The organism is Rouxiella sp. S1S-2, assembly GCF_009208105.1.
Classification (GTDB): domain Bacteria; phylum Pseudomonadota; class Gammaproteobacteria; order Enterobacterales; family Enterobacteriaceae; genus Rouxiella.
The window spans coordinates 1,434,499-1,450,948 of the sequence record NZ_WFKL01000001.1 but is presented as its reverse complement, the minus strand read 5'-3'; the positions used below and the strand labels follow the sequence as shown (position 1 = coordinate 1,450,948).

Below are 16,450 nucleotides of genomic sequence, written 5' to 3'. Positions count from 1 at the left end.
ATATTTCTGACAGGAGGGTATTAATGAAAATAAATAAATTTAATTTCACGCTTAAATTGGGCGCTGTTATTGTCTCTCAGGCTCTCTTTATGGGGCATGCGCTGGCAGCCACACCGATTGCCTCAAGCTGTGACGCTGGCGTCGCTGATTCATTGACAGAAATGTTCACCTGCGGCTCGGTGCACGGTAGCCTGCGAACCCTGTACTATTCAACTAAAAATGCCTATTTCGTGCCCGGGTATTCTCAAGACACCATCAGCTACGGCGGCAGTGTTAAATATACCACCGCAGAATATTATGGCCTAAGCCTCGGCGTGAGCGGTATCTTCCAGCGCGGCATTGCGCACAATGATGACCACTTGATCACGGAGCTTGGCCCAAACGAAACCGGCGTGGGCGAAGCCTACCTGAGCTGGCACTATCAGGACTTTCGCATTACTGCCGGTGACCAGCGCATTAATATTCCGTTCATCGGCGACTACGACTGGCGTATCACGCCTATTCTCTTCCGTGGCATTGACGCCAATTACGGCGACAGCGATAACTTCCTGCACGCGACAAAAATCACCCGCTACAAGCCGTGGGGCGACGACCAGTTCCTTGACACCACGGCCTACACCGACGCCGAAGGCACCACTAACGGCATGTGGGGCATCGGCGGCGGGCGTGCCATCAAGCTGGATAATAAAAAGCTTAACGGCCAGCTGTGGTATGAGGATTACAACAACTACACCAAAATGGTCTATGCCGACAGCTTCCTGTCGTGGTCAGACACGCCTTACCAGCCTAAAATCGGCATTCAGTTTATCCGCGGCCTGAGTGAAGGCAAGGCACTGGCGGGACAGGTCGACAGCACCAGCTATGGCGCACAGTTTGTCATGAACCTGACACCGTCACTGATATGGTCACTGAACTACGACCACATCGCCGCCAGTGAAAACGCCTACGGCAACGGTGCATTAGTCGCTCCCTACGCGCACAACACCTCGTCGGGCACCTACTTCGCCCAGCCGTTCTTCACCAGCACCCAGGACCTGGGCAGCGGCAATGCTTACTCAACCGACCTGAACTGGACCGTCAACGAAAATATCTCGTTGGGCAGTCGTTACTCGTTTATGGATTTAACGCCGAACTCGGGCGCCTCCAGCAGCAATCAGTCTGAATATCTGGTGTATGGCACCTACAGTTTCGACGGCGTGCTCAAAGGCCTTAGCCTGACGGACTTCGCGGGTGTTCAAACGACCTCAACCTCGAATAAAAACTTCTGGCAGAACCGCCTCGCATTGGAATATGATTTTTAAATAGAAAGTTTCCCGGGGGTGCACTCCCCGGGACAATTAATATTTAACAGGAGTTTCTATTGTCTATCAGGATCCGCCCTTATCAAGAAGCCGATCGCCCTTTTTTACGCACCCTTTATCTGGCCGCGCGCAAGGCGACTTTCACCTGGCTGGATCAGAGCGAATGGGCGCTCGAGGATTTTGATCGCTCAGTGATCGGCGAGAAAGTGATTGTGGCCGAGCGCGAGGGGAAAATTGTCGGCTTTGCCTCGATTCTACTGCACGATAATTTTCTGCATAATCTGTTTATTGACCCCGAGGCTCAGGGCCAAGGCGTGGGTAACCACCTTATCGGCATCGTCGAACAAAACTTCACACGCACCGGTTCGCTTAAGTGTCTGGTTAAAAACCAGAAGGCAGTGTCTTTCTACCTCAAGCGCGGCTGGGAAACCATTTCTACCGGCGACAGTTCGACCGGTGAATATTATCTATTCCATTTTCGCCTTAAGCGATAAACCCATTTAAACCGCGTTTTATCGATCCAGGTCAATTAACTTGCCCCACCTGTATTCACAATCCCTGCTATACCTTATTAGTTACATTCCGTTACCAATAGGATAAAAATGAAAATGTCTAATAAGGTGATCCTGGCTTCGCTGCTCAGCGGAGTACTAGCCTTGAGCGGCTGCGCCTCTCAAGTTACGCAACCTGAAAAATACTCAGGTTTTCTGGGCAACTACTCCAAATTAAAACCAACCAAAACCCCTTCTGGCAAAACGGTGATGCGCTGGATTGATCCTTCATTCGATAAAACAAAATACACCTCACTTTACTACCAGCCGCTAACTTACTATCCAACGCCTAAACCTACCGGCCAAATCAGCCAGGCCACGCTGAACGGCGTGCTGGATTACGCCAACACCCGAATTAAGTCGGCGATGGGCACAAGACTGCCGCTGACCCAAACACCGGTAGCGGGAACGCTCATCTTTAAAGGGGCTATCACCGGCGTTAGCACCTCGACCGAAGGGCTACAGTTCTATGAAGTTATCCCGGTTGCACTGGTCATAGCTGGCACACAAACAGCTACCGGCCATCGAACCAAAAATACCGAACTGTTTTTTGAAGGCGAGCTGATCGACGCCGCAACCGGAAAAACCGTCGTTGAAGTGGTGCGCATGGGGGAAGGAAAATCGGTGCCTAACTCTTCTCAGCAGGTCACGGTTAACGATCTGAAGAGTGTCATCGATAATCTGGCGGTCGATATCACCCAGTTTAATGGTGCGTCGAAGTCATAGTTTTGGGGTGACATTCGCCCCACAGAATAATTCTTTCAAGAGCAGCAGTTTCACGGCGTTGCATCACCCGCGCCGTGAAACCCTTATGGTCAGGACTAGAAAATCGGATCAAGCCCCTTATCCCGATAGGCGCTGGCGGCTTCTCGCGTCTGCAAATGCTTGAGAAATTCTTTCGCAAGCTGCGGATTTTTTGCCTCTTTAAACGCCGCCGCCGAGAAGGAAGTCACTTTCTGCACGTCTTCTGGCAGCGTGCCAATCACTTCAATCCCCGGCACCACCAGCAGTTCGCTCACCTGCTGCAAGGCCAGACTCGCGTCTCCCGAGATAAGCTTTTCAGCCGAAAAACCTTCGAGGATAGTGCTAGCTTTTCGATTAATTTCATCGGCAATGCCCAGTTTTTCAATCAAGGTTTTAAAATAAATCCCGCTGGCACCGCCGAGTGAATAAGCCACGGAACGCGCCTCTTGCAGCGTATTAACCAACGCCTCGGTAGTTGAGATATCAGGATGCGGCTCACCGCTTTTTACCGCCAAGCCAATGCGTGATTCGACCAGCTCAACGCGGGTGCTGGCATCAATAATCCCCGCTTCAATCAGTTCATCCATCGCCGCCACGGTAACAATCACCACGTCGCCGCGCTGACCGGCGCGCAGACTGTCGATAATAATGCTGGTCGCACTCCATTTAACCTCAATGCCTTGACCCTGCTGTTCCCAGCTTGGCAAAATTTGTGCATCAAAAGGCGAGCGCACGACGAACGTACAGACAAGCTGTAATGAAGATGAATGACTCATTAATGGTTATCTCATGATTATCAGTAACGTCGACGCATCCCTTAGACACAAGTCTTAAGCCGTTGGGTGAATGCGGTCCTTCAGATTATGTTTAAGAACATTATCATTCAGCCTCACATTGGTCATTATAAAAGCGGTTAAAGCAGCACGAGGTTCAGCACAATCAAAAACTTCATGGGTCTTTCCGAGCTGCCTGGCTGATTCTGCGGATCAATATGAACACTCTAGGAGTCACCGCCAGCGAAATATTGGTATATGGGTCAATATTTTACATGCTCGAATTGGCTCGTCTATGCTAAGGGCTGAAAGTCTTGGGCGACAATAAACCAGTGCATAACCGCGATGAGGATTGCGGGGCCGCTGCAAGTATTTATGAAGAGATTCACCCGACGGCGTGTCGCGCGTTACCCGAGTCAAATAATGGGGAAAAAAGATGTTCAGGAAGAGCCTAGAGTCGAGTATATGCGCTTTTTTATTGATCGGCTGCACGGGCAGAGGCTTTCAACCGCCTCCGGGCGACTACACCAAATGGTACAAGGAAGGCGTATCCCAGGACGGAATCGATAATGCGATGCGTGCGTGCGGGTATACCAATCTCGATGGCGCGGGGGACGCGTCGCCAATCGGTGTAAGATTAACGCGTTTCTATTGCATGAAAGACGCAGGCTTCAAGCGCAAAGACAAGCTGGACATGTGCAAGAACGGTCGCGTCAGCGAGAATGCTGAGTGTAACGGGCGCCGTTAATACATAAGTAAAGCCCCCTGCAAATGCAGAGGGCTCAAGGGTTTAGCTATCGACCTAAATCGTTAACAAGTGGCTGTAAACTATTCCCATTCAATCGTCGCCGGTGGTTTACCGGAGATGTCATAAACCACGCGGGAAATGCCGTCGACTTCGTTGATAATGCGGTTGGAGCAGCGGCCGAGGAAATCGTATGGCAGGTGCGCCCAATGCGCGGTCATAAAGTCGATGGTTTCTACTGCACGCAGTGAAACAACCCAATCGTATTTACGGCCATCACCCATGACGCCCACGGAGCGAACCGGCAGGAACACAGTAAACGCCTGGCTGACTTTATGGTACAGGTCGGCTTTATGCAGCTCTTCAATGAAGATAGCATCGGCGCGACGCAGCAGGTCACAGTACTCTTTCTTCACTTCGCCCAGCACACGAACGCCCAAACCTGGACCTGGGAACGGGTGACGATAAAGCATGTCGTAAGGCAGGCCGAGTTCCAGACCGATTTTACGCACTTCGTCTTTGAACAGCTCTTTCAGCGGCTCAACCAGACCCAGTTTCATCTCTTTCGGCAGGCCACCCACGTTGTGGTGAGACTTGATAACGTGTGCTTTGCCGGTTGCAGAGGCGGCGGACTCGATAACGTCAGGATAGATCGTGCCCTGCGCCAGCCATTTAACCGCGTCCTGCTTGCAGGCTTCTTCATCGAAGACTTCGACAAACACGCGACCAATGATTTTACGCTTGGCTTCTGGGTCGTTTTCACCGGCCAGAGCCGACAGGAAACGATCTTCGGCGGCAACGTGAACGATATTCAGACCGAAACGGTCGCCGAACATCTCCAGCACCTGATCCGCTTCGTTCAAACGCAGCAGGCCGTTATCCACGAACACGCAAGTTAGACGATCGCCAATGGCGCGGTGCAGCAGCATTGCCGTTACTGAGGAGTCAACGCCGCCGGACAGGCCGAGGATCACGTGATCATTACCGATCTGCACTTTCAGGCGCTCGATGGCGTCTTCAATGATTTTTGCTGGCGTCCACAGTGCTTCACACTCACAGATATCCATGATGAAGCGTTCAAGAATGCGCAGGCCCTGGCGGGTGTGCGTCACTTCCGGGTGGAACTGTACGCCGTAGAAGCGTTTTTCTTCGTTGGCCATAATGGCAAACGGGCAGCTGTCGGTGCTGGCTACGGTTACAAAGTCGGAAGGAATTGCGGTGACTTTATCGCCATGGCTCATCCACACGTCAAGCAGCGGTTTATTGTTGGCGCTCAGTGCGTCTTCAATGCCGCGAACCAGGGCGCTGTTGGTCTGCACTTCAACCTGTGCATAGCCAAACTCTCGCTCGGTTGAGCCTTCAACGTGGCCACCTAACTGCATTGCCATGGTCTGCATGCCGTAGCACACGCCCAGAACAGGGACACCGGCTTCGAACACATAATCCGGTGCGCGCGGGCTGTCATGTTCGGTAGTGCTTTCCGGGCCGCCAGACAGGATGATGCCGTTGGGATTGAATTCACGGATTTGGGCTTCGGTCACATCCCAGGCCCAGAGTTCGCAATACACACCGAGTTCACGAACGCGGCGCGCAACCAGTTGGGTGTACTGGGAGCCGAAATCAAGGATAAGAATGCGATGCTTATGAATATTTTCACTCATGCGGGTGATTTTCCAGAGCGGTTAAAGTTTTAAAGAAAGTAACTAAGAAACTGATCAACCCGGCCTAAACCGGGTTTAACACAGACTCAATCAACTCGATCAAGGGGCCAGCGAGCTAAGGCAATGCTGCCCCGATAACCAAATTAAGAGCCCATGCGGTAGTTTGGTGACTCTTTGGTAATCGTTACGTCGTGTACGTGACTTTCCTGAATACCGGCACCGCTGATGCGAACAAACTCAGCCTTGGTGCGAAGGTCGAGGATAGTAGCACAGCCGGTCAGACCCATACAGGAGCGCAGGCCACCCATTTGCTGATGCACTATCTCTTTCAGGCGGCCTTTGTAGGCAACGCGACCTTCAATACCTTCCGGTACCAATTTGTCAGCGGCGTTATCGCTTTGGAAGTAACGGTCAGAAGAGCCTTTAGACATCGCGCCCAGAGAGCCCATACCGCGGTATGATTTGAACGAACGGCCTTGATACAGCTCGATTTCACCCGGAGATTCTTCAGTACCTGCCAGCATACCGCCAACCATCACGCAGCTTGCGCCCGCAGCGATAGCTTTAGCGATGTCGCCGGAGAAGCGAATACCGCCGTCAGCGATGACCGGAATACCGGTGCCTTCCAGCGCTTCAACCGCGTCAGAAACCGCCGTGATTTGTGGAACACCTACGCCGGTCACCATACGAGTAGTACAGATTGAGCCTGGGCCGATACCGACTTTAACCGCGCTAACACCAGCATTTGCCAGCGCCAGTGCGCCTTCGCCGGTGGCAACGTTGCCGCCGATGATTTGCAGGTCAGGATATTTTGCACGGGTTGCGCGAATGCGTCCGAGAACGCCTTCAGAGTGGCCGTGTGAGGAGTCAATCAGCAGCACGTCAACGCCTGCAGCAACCAGTGCGTCGATACGCTCTTCGTTGCCTGCACCTGCGCCAACCGCAGCGCCTACGCGCAGGCTGCCGTTTTCGTCTTTACAGGCGTTAGGTTTACGTTCTGCTTTCTGGAAGTCTTTAACGGTTATCATGCCGAGCAGATGGAATTGGCTGTCAACAACCAGCGCCTTCTCTACGCGTTTTTCATGCATTTTCTGCAGAACAACTTCACGCGCTTCACCTTCTTTGACAGTAACCAGACGCTCTTTCGGGGTCATTACTGCCGTTACCGGCTGCTCCAGGTCTGTCACAAAGCGCACGTCACGACCGGTAATAATACCGACCAGTTCGTTGCCTTCGGTCACAACAGGATAACCAGCAAAGCCGTTGATTGCGGTGAGTTCTTTAACCTGACGCAGCGTGGTTGCCGGCGTTACGGTTTTAGGATCGGCTACGACGCCGCTTTCATGCTTCTTGACGCGGCGAACTTCTTCAGCCTGGCGCTCAATGGACATGTTTTTGTGGATGAAACCCATGCCGCCTTCCTGAGCCAGGGCAATAGCCAGGTTCGCTTCGGTAACGGTATCCATTGCTGCGGAGAGCATAGGAATGTTCAGACGGATTTTAGCGGTCAGCTGAGTGCTGAGATCGGCAGTGTTGGGCAAAACTGTGGAGTGAGCTGGAATGAGGAGAACGTCGTCAAACGTGAGTGCTTCTTTCTTTAAACGTAACATAGGCAATATCTCACCAAGGTGGATGCGGAAAAGATAAAATATTGCAGCGAGAGTATACAGGCAGTTAACCGTTTGCTCTAGTACTATTTCACATTTTTTATAAAAAACTCTTGAATACTTCGTTTGGGCCTGTAGTATCGATTGATTAAGTCTCTGTTTTCGAATTTGATCTGGGTCACATGCCGCTACCTTCCTCGCCACCCATTTTTACCGTAAGCCGCCTCAATCAGACGGTTCGCGAGATGCTGGAAAACGAAATGGGCCAGGTTTGGCTCTCTGGCGAGATTTCAAACTTCTCTCAACCCTCCTCCGGTCACTGGTATTTCACGCTAAAAGATGCGCGCGCGCAGGTTAAATGCGCGATGTTTCGCAACAGCAATCGGCGCACTACCTTTAAACCGCAAAACGGTCAGCAGGTATTGGTTCGCGCCTCGATTACGCTCTACGAACCGCGCGGTGATTTTCAGCTGATTGCCGAAAGCATGCAGCCCGCCGGTGACGGCCTATTGCAGCAGCAGTTTGAACAACTTAAACAAATGCTCTCGCTTGAGGGGCTGTTCGACGCTGAACATAAGCAACCGCTTCCCTCTCCGGCCAAGTGTGTCGGGGTGATCACCTCGGCCAGCGGAGCTGCGCTGCACGATATTCTTCAGGTGCTAAAACGTCGTGACCCCTCTCTGCCGGTGGTGATTTACCCCACCTCCGTTCAGGGTGTTGATGCGCCGTTGCAAATCGTTAAAGCTATCACGCTCGCTAACCAGCGCAATGAGTGCGACGTGCTGATTGTTGGCCGCGGCGGGGGTTCACTAGAAGATTTATGGAGTTTTAACGACGAACGCGTTGCGCGAGCTATTTATAACAGCCGACTGCCGATTGTTAGCGCCGTGGGTCACGAAACCGACGTGACTATTGCCGATTTTGTTGCCGACCTGCGTGCCCCAACGCCTTCTGCCGCCGCTGAACTCATCAGTCGTAACCAGCTTGAACTGCTGCGACAAATTCAGTCACAGCAACAGCGCTTGGAAATGGCGATGGATTATTACCTGGCGCAAATGACCCAGCGCTTTACGCGACTGAATCATCGGCTTCAGCAGCAGCACCCTCACCTGCGTTTGTCCCGTCAGCAAACCGCGCTGTTTAAACTGCGCAGCCGCATGGACGAGGCGATGCAAAATCATCTACGCCGCCTGCTGCGCCGAGCACAAAGCCTCCAGCAGCGTCTGAATCAGCATCAACCACAGCGACGCATTCATCAGCTGCAACAGCGAGTGCAGAAACTGCAGTATCGCCTGCAGCAGTCGATGTTGGCCCAGCTTGGCGAACATCGGCAGCGCTTTGGCACCGCGTTGACGCAGCTTGAGGCCGTCAGTCCGCTGGCAACGCTGGCGCGCGGCTACAGCGTGACGACCACGCCACAGGGCGACTTGCTGAAAAAAACCACTCAAACCGCGCCGGGTGATGTCTTAAAAACGCGTTTGGCCGATGGCTGGATCGAGAGCGAAGTCAAAGCGTTGCACGTTGAAGAAAATTCCGTCGAAAAAAAACCACGCAGGCGTGTGGTTAAGTCTACATCAACCGAATAAGCCCCGTGGCGAAGCAATATCGCCACGGGCATTACCTCCCTTTCGTTACCACAGCAAATAGCTCGACGTTTTAACGCCTTCTATCCACACTTCGCGCGTTTCTGCGGCGGGTAAAACAACATTTAAGCCACGCCAGGCAGGACGATATTCGCCGCGTCGGGTAAAACGAAACGTGATGCGATCGGCGGTATATTCAATGTCCCAAGACAGCCACAGCGCCATCCCCTGCTGCCAGCCATAACTCTCTCCGTCGTCCTCAAACAGACTGCCGCAGAATTTGCCTTCACCTGGCACGGGAAACAGTTGTAGGTTGCGCTGGGTGTCAAGTTCAACGTCACAGTGTGCGAGCCTTGACGAACACGGCAGCGCGCTTCCTGCACGCACCAGCAGCGGTAATCGCTCAAGTGGCGCATCCAGCGTGATACATTGCCCACCGGCAAACCATTCACCGCTGTAGAAATCTACCCACCCGCTGACATTGTCAGGCAAATAAACGTCACGCAGGCATTGGCCCTGCTCAACCACGCTGGCCACCAGCAGATCGCGGCCAATCATAAAATCGTCGTTTTCCAGAAAAGTGTTCGCATCGTGCTCATTATCAAGAAACGTCGGGCGCAGCATTGGCTCGTCGTCGGCGTGCGCCTGCCATAGCAGAGTGTAAAAATAGGGCAGTAAACGATAGCGCAGCTCAATGGCCGAACGCACCGCCGCCGTGGCTGCGGGATACATCCACGGCTCATTCACCGTATGGTCGTCATTCCACGAGTGAATGGTAAAACGCGGGTGCATTACGCCGTTTTGCACCCAGCGCACAAACAGTTCAGCATCCGGTTTCTGGCCGGCAAATCCGCCGACATCGTGACCCACGTTGTAAAGCCCTGACAGGCTCATGCCAAGCCCCATACGGGTGTTGTAGCGTAAAGTTTGCCAGTCGGTGCGGTTGTCGCCACTCCAGGTCTGCACATAACGCTGCATGCCCGCACAGCCGGATCGCGAAATGAGGTAAGGCCGTTTGTGAGGGGCAAAGCGCTGTTGTGCCTCAAAAGAGGCGCGCATCATCAGCAACGGCATTACCGGCCGGATGTGCTTGATGGCTATCGTTTTTCCGAAGCCAAAGCAGCGCGCATCGCCGTCCCAGACCTCAAATTCATTGTTATCGTTCCAGGTCGAATCGATGCCCTTTTCAAGCAGTTGTCGGGTCACCTGTAACTGCCACCACTGCACGGTGGCCGGATTGGTGAAGTCCAGATGCGAGCCTTCGTCGTCCCAAAAGCTGGAGCGTTCAGGCTGTTCAATTTCCGAATCCAGCACAAAAAGTTTCTGTTCCGCTATCTGCGCATACAGCGGATGATCCTGCAACAAGCAGGGTTTGATATTGGCCGCCAGTTTGATTCCCGCACGGTGAAAGGCCGCCGTCATCGCCTCAGGCTGGGGAAACTTGCTGTCATTCCAGTTAAAAACGTAGCGTTTATCGTTGATCGAGGTATACCCCGAGGAGAGCTGGAATGAGTCACACGGGATGCGATGCTCCGCGCACAGCCGTATAAACTGCATCAACTGTTGCTGAGCGTCCGGCGCGTCAGTGTAGTACATGGTCGAGCCGCTGTAGCCCAAGCTCCATTTCGGACCAAAAAATGTTTTACCGGTGAGGCGAACAAACTTTTTAGTGACGTCTACCATCGTCGGCCCTAAAAAGAGGTAGTAATCGAGGTCGCCCGCCTCGGCGCTAAAACGCCGATACGGCAGGTGATAATTATCCAGCTCGTTGCCCAAATCGATACGGCAGGTGCTGAGATTGTCATAAAAAAGGCCAAAGCTGAGTGCTTCATTTCGCGTGATGGTGAACGGAATGTGCTTATAAAGGGGATCGGTAGTGGCCGCGTTATACCCCATCGCATCAAGATTACGCATCTCAAAGCGGCGGCCGGTGCGGTTTAAGTCTCCGGCTTTTTCGCCCAGCCCGTAGTAATTATCCTGCGCATAACGGCGCTGAAAATGCTCTACCCCTCCCCCCTCCGACGGCAGTAAGTAGGCACCTGTGGGACGATCGCTTGCCATAAGCCGCCATTCTTTCTGCGCATCTTTACCCTCCCACTCCAGCCGCAACGGCTGATGCACCGTCACGCGCATTTGCGAGGTGGTAAGCGTCAGACTATTTTCGTGCTGTTCTAGGCTAAAGTCTGGCAGGCTGAATCCCTCATTGCTCAGCCGATCGCGGCCTTCTAGAGGTACGTCTTTATGAGGCGCAATACTCCAGGTACGGTCCAGAGCCAGTTCGCCCCTGCGGCGCAGCAACACGCGAAACAGCCCAGTTTCCAGCACGCGCAGGCTGAAAAGATGTGTATCGTCGACCCGCAAATCTATGCCCGCCGCGTGCCGACTCTCCAGTTGCCAATGTTTTAACGTCTTCATGCTTGCTCCCCTTTTGCTGGATTACGACGCTCGGCGATAAGCGCAATCAAAAAAACTGCCCCGACCAAATCAAAAAAACCCATCGCGATAAACAGCGGATTAAAACCAACGGTGTCGGCTACTGCGCCGATCAGCAGAGAAAATAGAAAGCTTGCGATCCATGCAGACGATCCGCGCATACCGTTCACCGTCGCCACCTGACTTTTATCAAAAGACTCCACCACGAGGGCGCTCAACATGCAGGAGATCACCTGATGCCCAAATCCGCCAATCGAAATAAGCCCAATGGCTAGATACGGGTCCTTAGTCATCGCCACAAAAGCCAGTGATACCATCATAAAAGCGCCGGTTACTGAACTGGCAACCACCGAGTTAACTCGGGTGCATTTGAACCATTTACGGTAAAGCGCGGTGAGATATCCGCTGGCTACGCTACCGATATCGGCGGCAAGAAACGGCAACCAGGCGAACATGGCAATGTGTTTGAGGTCCATGCCTCGCTCATTGGCGAGGTACAGCGGAACCCAAAAGCTGAACACCGCCCAGGCAGGCTCAGCCAGAAATGCCGGTATGGCGATGCCATAAAACTTTTTGTTTTTTGCTACGATTTTCAATGAGGCAATAAACGGTAAACGCGTTTGCTGCGGTTCGTTATCTTGGCGAATCAGGGCGAGTTCTTCTTTGCTCAAATTAGGATGGCTTTCAGGCGCATGATAAAAACGCCACCAAAGCACCACCCACAGCAGTGACAAAAATCCGCAGAAGAGGAATGCTCCGCGCCAGCCGAATGAGAGATGGGCAACGATAACGATTGGCGGTGCCAGCATGGCACCAATTGAGAAGCCGACCCCCGCCCAACCCGCGGCCACCGGTCTCTCCTTACGAGGAAACCAGTCGGAAATAGCTTTAGCATTGGCGGGCGTTGCGGCGGCCTCGGCGCTGCCCATAAAAAAACGTAAAACCGCCAGCTGTATCCAGCTTCCTACCCCAGCGTGCATCATGCACACCACCGCCCACACGGCGGCGAAAATCATAAAACCCAGCTTCAAACCGATAACGTCAATCACCCAGCCGCACAGCGGTTGAAAAAGGGTGTAGGCCAGTTGAAACGCCGCAACCACCCAAGAATAGTGCTCGGTGCTCATACTGAGGCTAGTTTTTAACTCCGGTGCCAGTAATCCAAGTGAATTACGAGTGATGTAGTTAACGGTGACCCCAAGCAGAAAAAGTGCCAGCATCCACCAGCGTAAGGCTTTGAATTTTCTTCGCGCAACAACGGCCGTCGACGCGGTATTAATTTGAGTTGTCATGCCTGTGCTCCCATCCGTCATTCAGTGTGCAGATGATGTTTATGTAAGGTACTCCAGAAGAGTAAGCAGGCCGATTTGTGAGCGAAACGTGATTTTTTGCAAAAGCTTTCACGTTATAACGTTGTTAACGAAGGAACACTGCTTTAGCGCCTATTTACTGGGCTTCGACCGTGATGAAAAATTTTGCACGATTGAATTTGAAGGAGATCACAGTTTGAAAGGAAAGTTGAATATCCAGCAGATTGCTGACCAAACGGGCCTCTCAATCAGCACTGTTTCTCGCGTTTTGGCCGGGAAAAGTAATACCAGCATTCAGGCCAGACAGCGGGTGTTGACGTGTGCCAAATCGCAGGGAACGCTTAGCGGTCTGTCGACAGGCAGACTGATGCTCAACAATATTGTTTTGTTTGCGCCTGCTCGCGCATTCGACGTCCGCAGCGATATTTTTTACTACAAGCTGATTCAGGGCATTCTCGCCGCCACGGCCCAGCATGAAGTACGGGTACGTTACTCTGCGATGGAGGAAGAGAACGCCGATGCAGCGCTGTTTATGGCGAAGATTTCCGATCCTTTGACCGATGCCGTGCTACTGGTTGGCATTGACGATGCGCACATTCATCAACTTGCCGCCGACGTCGGTAAACCCTGTGTGCTAGTAAACTGTCAGGATCGCCTAATGCGCCATGACAGCGTCTCGCCCGATCATCAAAGCATGGGTGACTTCGCCTGTGACTACCTTTTTTCTCAAGGGCATCAGCATATTGTCACATTACAGTGCCTGCGGCGGCAGACGATGGAGCTGCGTCTCAATGGGATTAAAAATGCGTTTACCCGCAATCATCAGGCCTTCAGCGATAGCCAGCACTTACTGAGCACCTCGGGATTTGGTGCCCAAGAGGCTGAACAAACGCTGCTCGACTATATTGACGGGTTGGAACCCAATGCTGCCCTGCCCAGTGCAATTCTCGCCGGCGGTGATTTTATGGCAGCAGGCGCGGTGGCGGCGTTGAGAAAACGCGGTTTATCCGTGCCGAGAGACGTCAGCGTGATGAGCACCGACGGCTTTAATCTGGCTGAAATTCACGATGTGTCGTTAACGGCGGTACAGGTTCCTCGTGACGAAATTGGCACCGAGGCGATAGCGCTGCTTCAGCGCCGTATTTTTCGTCCCGACGCACCTTTCACCACCCAGCTATTACAGGGGAAGCTGGTGGTTCGCGAATCAGTAAGAAAAGCCGGTGCGCGACCGGTCGCCCTTCGTCAGCATCAGTTGTATGACCCACAGAACTTGTGATGATGGGCAATAAAAAGGCTCCCCTAAAAGAGGGAGCCTGTAGGTAAGGTATGCCGCTAAGGCACAATGCGTTATGCCGGAACTTCCTGTGCCGCCGCCTCACGTGACCACACGCGGTGCTTCTTCAGCGCGGTAACAAACTTGTCGGCGACCTTTTTCGCATCATCATCTACCAGCACTCCTTCGTCCGGTTTGGGCAAAGGCAGCGCCTGATAAAGCTTTAGCGCCTCGCCCTGCAACCCAATGGCTTTAAGATGCTTAAACGCCTGCAAGAGATAGTTTTTTGCGTTACCGTTTTTAAGCAATGCCTCAATGCTCTCTTTGCCGGTCACTACGATCACACCGTCCACCAACACCGACGGGTTGCCTTCAATCGTGCCGTCGGCATTCACCTCTTTGCCCTGCAGGGTTTTAATTTTCCCCAACCGCGGGGCGAAAATTTTGGTGTGAATGCCCAGCCCGTTAAGCTCTGCGGTGATTTTTGCTACCGAGTCGCCGCAGACGCCGTCGGCGACCAGCAGTGCAATCTGGCGAGACTTGACCGGATGCTCTTTTTCGCCGTACAAACTCAGCGCCGCATCTTTTTTCAACCCGTTCACGTCTTTAGGGATCGGATGTGCGAGCTGTTCGTCAGTCAGAACAAGTCCGACGTTTTCCGCGACACGAGCGGCAAGCTGTTGGTCAATATAGGTCAACTGATCGACCACGCGCTCTCGAATCCACGGACGCACCACCTTACCGAGTTCGAAGCTGAAACCGCCCACAATATGATCCTGCTCGGTTTTGGTCTGGCTCAGCCAAAACAGTCGTGGCTGTGAGTAGTAGTCGTTGAACGATTCACTTCTGACGCGCACCTTTTCTCCACTTAGCGGCTGAGCATGCGTCGTGAAGCCGCCGTCTTTTTTGGCTGGTGGCGTTTCGCGCGGCCAGTTGTTATTAATTGAATTAGGCTCATAGTTGGCCTTGCCCGAAATGCCCATCCGATGCATGCCGTCTCGTTGATGATTATGGAACGGGCAAACCGGTTTGTTGATCGGGATTTCGTGGAAATTCGGGCCACCGAGTCGGCTGATTTGGGTATCCAGATACGAAAACAACCGCCCCTGCAGCAGAGGGTCGTCCGAGAAGTCCAATCCCGGCACAATATTTCCCGGACAGAACGCCACCTGTTCCGTCTCACTGAAATAGTTGTCGGGATTACGGTCCAACACCATTTTGCCGACAATTTGGACCGGCACCAGGGACTCTGGAATGAGCTTGGTCGGGTCAAGGATATCGAAATCGTACTTGTGCTCATCCTCTTCGGGAATAATCTGCAGTCCCAGTTCATACTCCGGATAGTCACCCGCCTCGATAGATTCCCATAATTCGCGGCGATGGAAGTCCGGGTCTCTGCCCGTCAACACCTGCGCTTCATCCCAAATTAGCGACGCGGCACCGCAGGTTGGTTTCCAATGGAATCGCACAAAATGACTTTTGCCTTCGGCATTGATCAGTTTGTAACTGTGGATCCCAAACCCCTCCATCATGCGGTAGCTGCGCGGAATACCTCTGTCGGACATCGCCCACATCACGTTGTGCATCGTTTCTGGCTGCAGTGATACATAGTCCCAGAAGGTGTCGTGTGCGCTTTGCCCCTGCGGGATTTCATTATGCGGCTCGGGTTTTACCGCATGAACGAAATCGGGAAATTTAATGGCATCTTGAATAAAGAAGATTGGCGTGTTGTTGCCGACCAAATCAAAGTTACCTTCCTGGGTGTAAAACTTGGTGGCGAACCCGCGAATATCCCTCACAGAGTCGGCGGAGCCTCGTGAACCCTGCACGGTAGAGAAGCGAACGAATACCGGCGTATCAAGACCCGGATCGACCAGAAAACCGGCCTTCGTTAGCGCTTGCTGAGATTTATAGACCTGAAAATAACCGTGCGCTGCGGCACCGCGCGCGTGAACAATCCTCTCGGGAATGCGCTCATGATCAAAATGAGTAATTTTTTCACGGAGAATAAAATCTTCAAGCAGCGTGGATCCACGAACGCCGGCTTTTAATGAATTTTGGTTATCGGCGATTTTCACACCCTGATCGGTGCGCAATGCCTGATTCTCAGGGTCCTCGCGATAGACATCGAGCTGCTCAAGCTTGGTATTGGTGACCGAGGGATTCTTATCGCTGCCTGCCGCGGTTGGCTCTGCCCCCGGAGGACTCACGCTTTTTTGCGGCTTAATGGGCGCGCCTTGCGGCGCAGTATCATTAAGATGGGGTTTAGCGGACTCTGCTTTATCTTTTTTTACTGACATTAATGACTCTCCTTGAAAGACTTACTAAAAACAGGGGTACTGAAAAATTATAGTCCCTGTGACAGTGCGCGCTTTTCGATGAAGGCTGAAGAGAGGGAAAGTGAGTGGTAACTTCAGGGCAAGCCGTTGCCTTGGCTCAAAAAAAGAATAAAAAAAACTGCATCTTAAT

12 protein-coding genes are annotated in these 16,450 nt (G+C 52.7%); 6 read left to right on the top strand and 6 right to left on the bottom strand.

What is annotated here, in order from left to right; all coding sequences use genetic code 11:
• Window positions 1-23: 23 nt before the first annotated feature.
• From GA565_RS06695 to GA565_RS06685, 3 genes are all read left to right on the top strand, one after another.
• A complete protein-coding gene (locus tag GA565_RS06695) occupies window positions 24-1,301 on the top strand; it encodes a TonB-dependent receptor (protein ID WP_152197837.1) in 1,278 nt (425 codons plus the stop codon).
• A gap of 59 nt (window positions 1,302-1,360) precedes the next feature.
• Entirely contained in the window at window positions 1,361-1,795 is a 435-nt protein-coding gene (locus GA565_RS06690; protein WP_152197836.1) for a GNAT family N-acetyltransferase, read from the top strand.
• Window positions 1,796-1,909: 114 nt separating this feature from the next.
• Window positions 1,910-2,578, top strand: coding sequence for a DUF3313 domain-containing protein (locus GA565_RS06685; RefSeq protein WP_370518092.1), 669 nt, complete (start codon window positions 1,910-1,912; stop codon window positions 2,576-2,578).
• Between the two features lie 95 nt (window positions 2,579-2,673).
• Here GA565_RS06685 and GA565_RS06680 read toward each other — a convergent pair whose 3' ends face one another.
• Window positions 2,674-3,372: a substrate-binding domain-containing protein gene (locus tag GA565_RS06680; protein ID WP_152197834.1), complete on the bottom strand. Its 699-nt coding sequence runs from the start codon at window positions 3,370-3,372 to the stop codon at window positions 2,674-2,676.
• Window positions 3,373-3,943: 571 nt separating this feature from the next.
• Between GA565_RS06680 and GA565_RS24745 the strand changes: the two genes are divergently transcribed.
• Window positions 3,944-4,117, top strand: coding sequence for a hypothetical protein (locus GA565_RS24745; RefSeq protein WP_226950920.1), 174 nt, complete (start codon window positions 3,944-3,946; stop codon window positions 4,115-4,117).
• Between the two features lie 80 nt (window positions 4,118-4,197).
• Here the strand turns inward: GA565_RS24745 and guaA are convergent, their stop codons facing one another.
• Together guaA and guaB are read right to left on the bottom strand one after the other, a co-directional pair.
• A complete protein-coding gene (gene guaA, locus GA565_RS06670; RefSeq protein ID WP_152197832.1) occupies window positions 4,198-5,775 on the bottom strand; it encodes a glutamine-hydrolyzing GMP synthase in 1,578 nt (525 codons plus the stop codon).
• A gap of 143 nt (window positions 5,776-5,918) precedes the next feature.
• Window positions 5,919-7,385: an IMP dehydrogenase gene (gene guaB / locus GA565_RS06665; RefSeq protein WP_055781534.1), complete on the bottom strand. Its 1,467-nt coding sequence runs from the start codon at window positions 7,383-7,385 to the stop codon at window positions 5,919-5,921.
• Window positions 7,386-7,564: 179 nt separating this feature from the next.
• On the opposite strand from guaB, the gene xseA reads away from it, so the two are divergent.
• Window positions 7,565-8,968 (top strand): exodeoxyribonuclease VII large subunit, encoded by a 1,404-nt coding sequence (xseA, locus tag GA565_RS06660; RefSeq protein WP_152197831.1) that lies wholly within the window; start codon window positions 7,565-7,567, stop codon window positions 8,966-8,968.
• Window positions 8,969-9,013: 45 nt separating this feature from the next.
• Here xseA and GA565_RS06655 read toward each other — a convergent pair whose 3' ends face one another.
• Window positions 9,014-11,380 carry a TIM-barrel domain-containing protein gene (locus tag GA565_RS06655; protein WP_152197830.1) on the bottom strand — a complete coding sequence of 789 codons (2,367 nt, stop codon included), beginning with the start codon at window positions 11,378-11,380 and terminating at the stop codon, window positions 9,014-9,016.
• Window positions 11,377-12,690, bottom strand: a complete 1,314-nt coding sequence (locus tag GA565_RS06650) for an MFS transporter (protein ID WP_152197829.1) — start codon at window positions 12,688-12,690, stop codon at window positions 11,377-11,379. Before GA565_RS06650 ends, GA565_RS06655 begins: the two co-directional genes overlap by 4 nt.
• A 214-nt stretch (window positions 12,691-12,904) precedes the next feature.
• Here GA565_RS06650 and GA565_RS06645 point away from each other — a divergent pair, with 214 nt between their 5' ends.
• Window positions 12,905-13,984 (top strand): LacI family DNA-binding transcriptional regulator, encoded by a 1,080-nt coding sequence (locus GA565_RS06645; RefSeq protein ID WP_152197828.1) that lies wholly within the window; start codon window positions 12,905-12,907, stop codon window positions 13,982-13,984.
• Between the two features lie 71 nt (window positions 13,985-14,055).
• Here the strand turns inward: GA565_RS06645 and katE are convergent, their stop codons facing one another.
• Window positions 14,056-16,281: a catalase HPII gene (gene katE, locus GA565_RS06640; RefSeq protein WP_152197827.1), complete on the bottom strand. Its 2,226-nt coding sequence runs from the start codon at window positions 16,279-16,281 to the stop codon at window positions 14,056-14,058.
• Window positions 16,282-16,450: the final 169 nt, after the last annotated feature.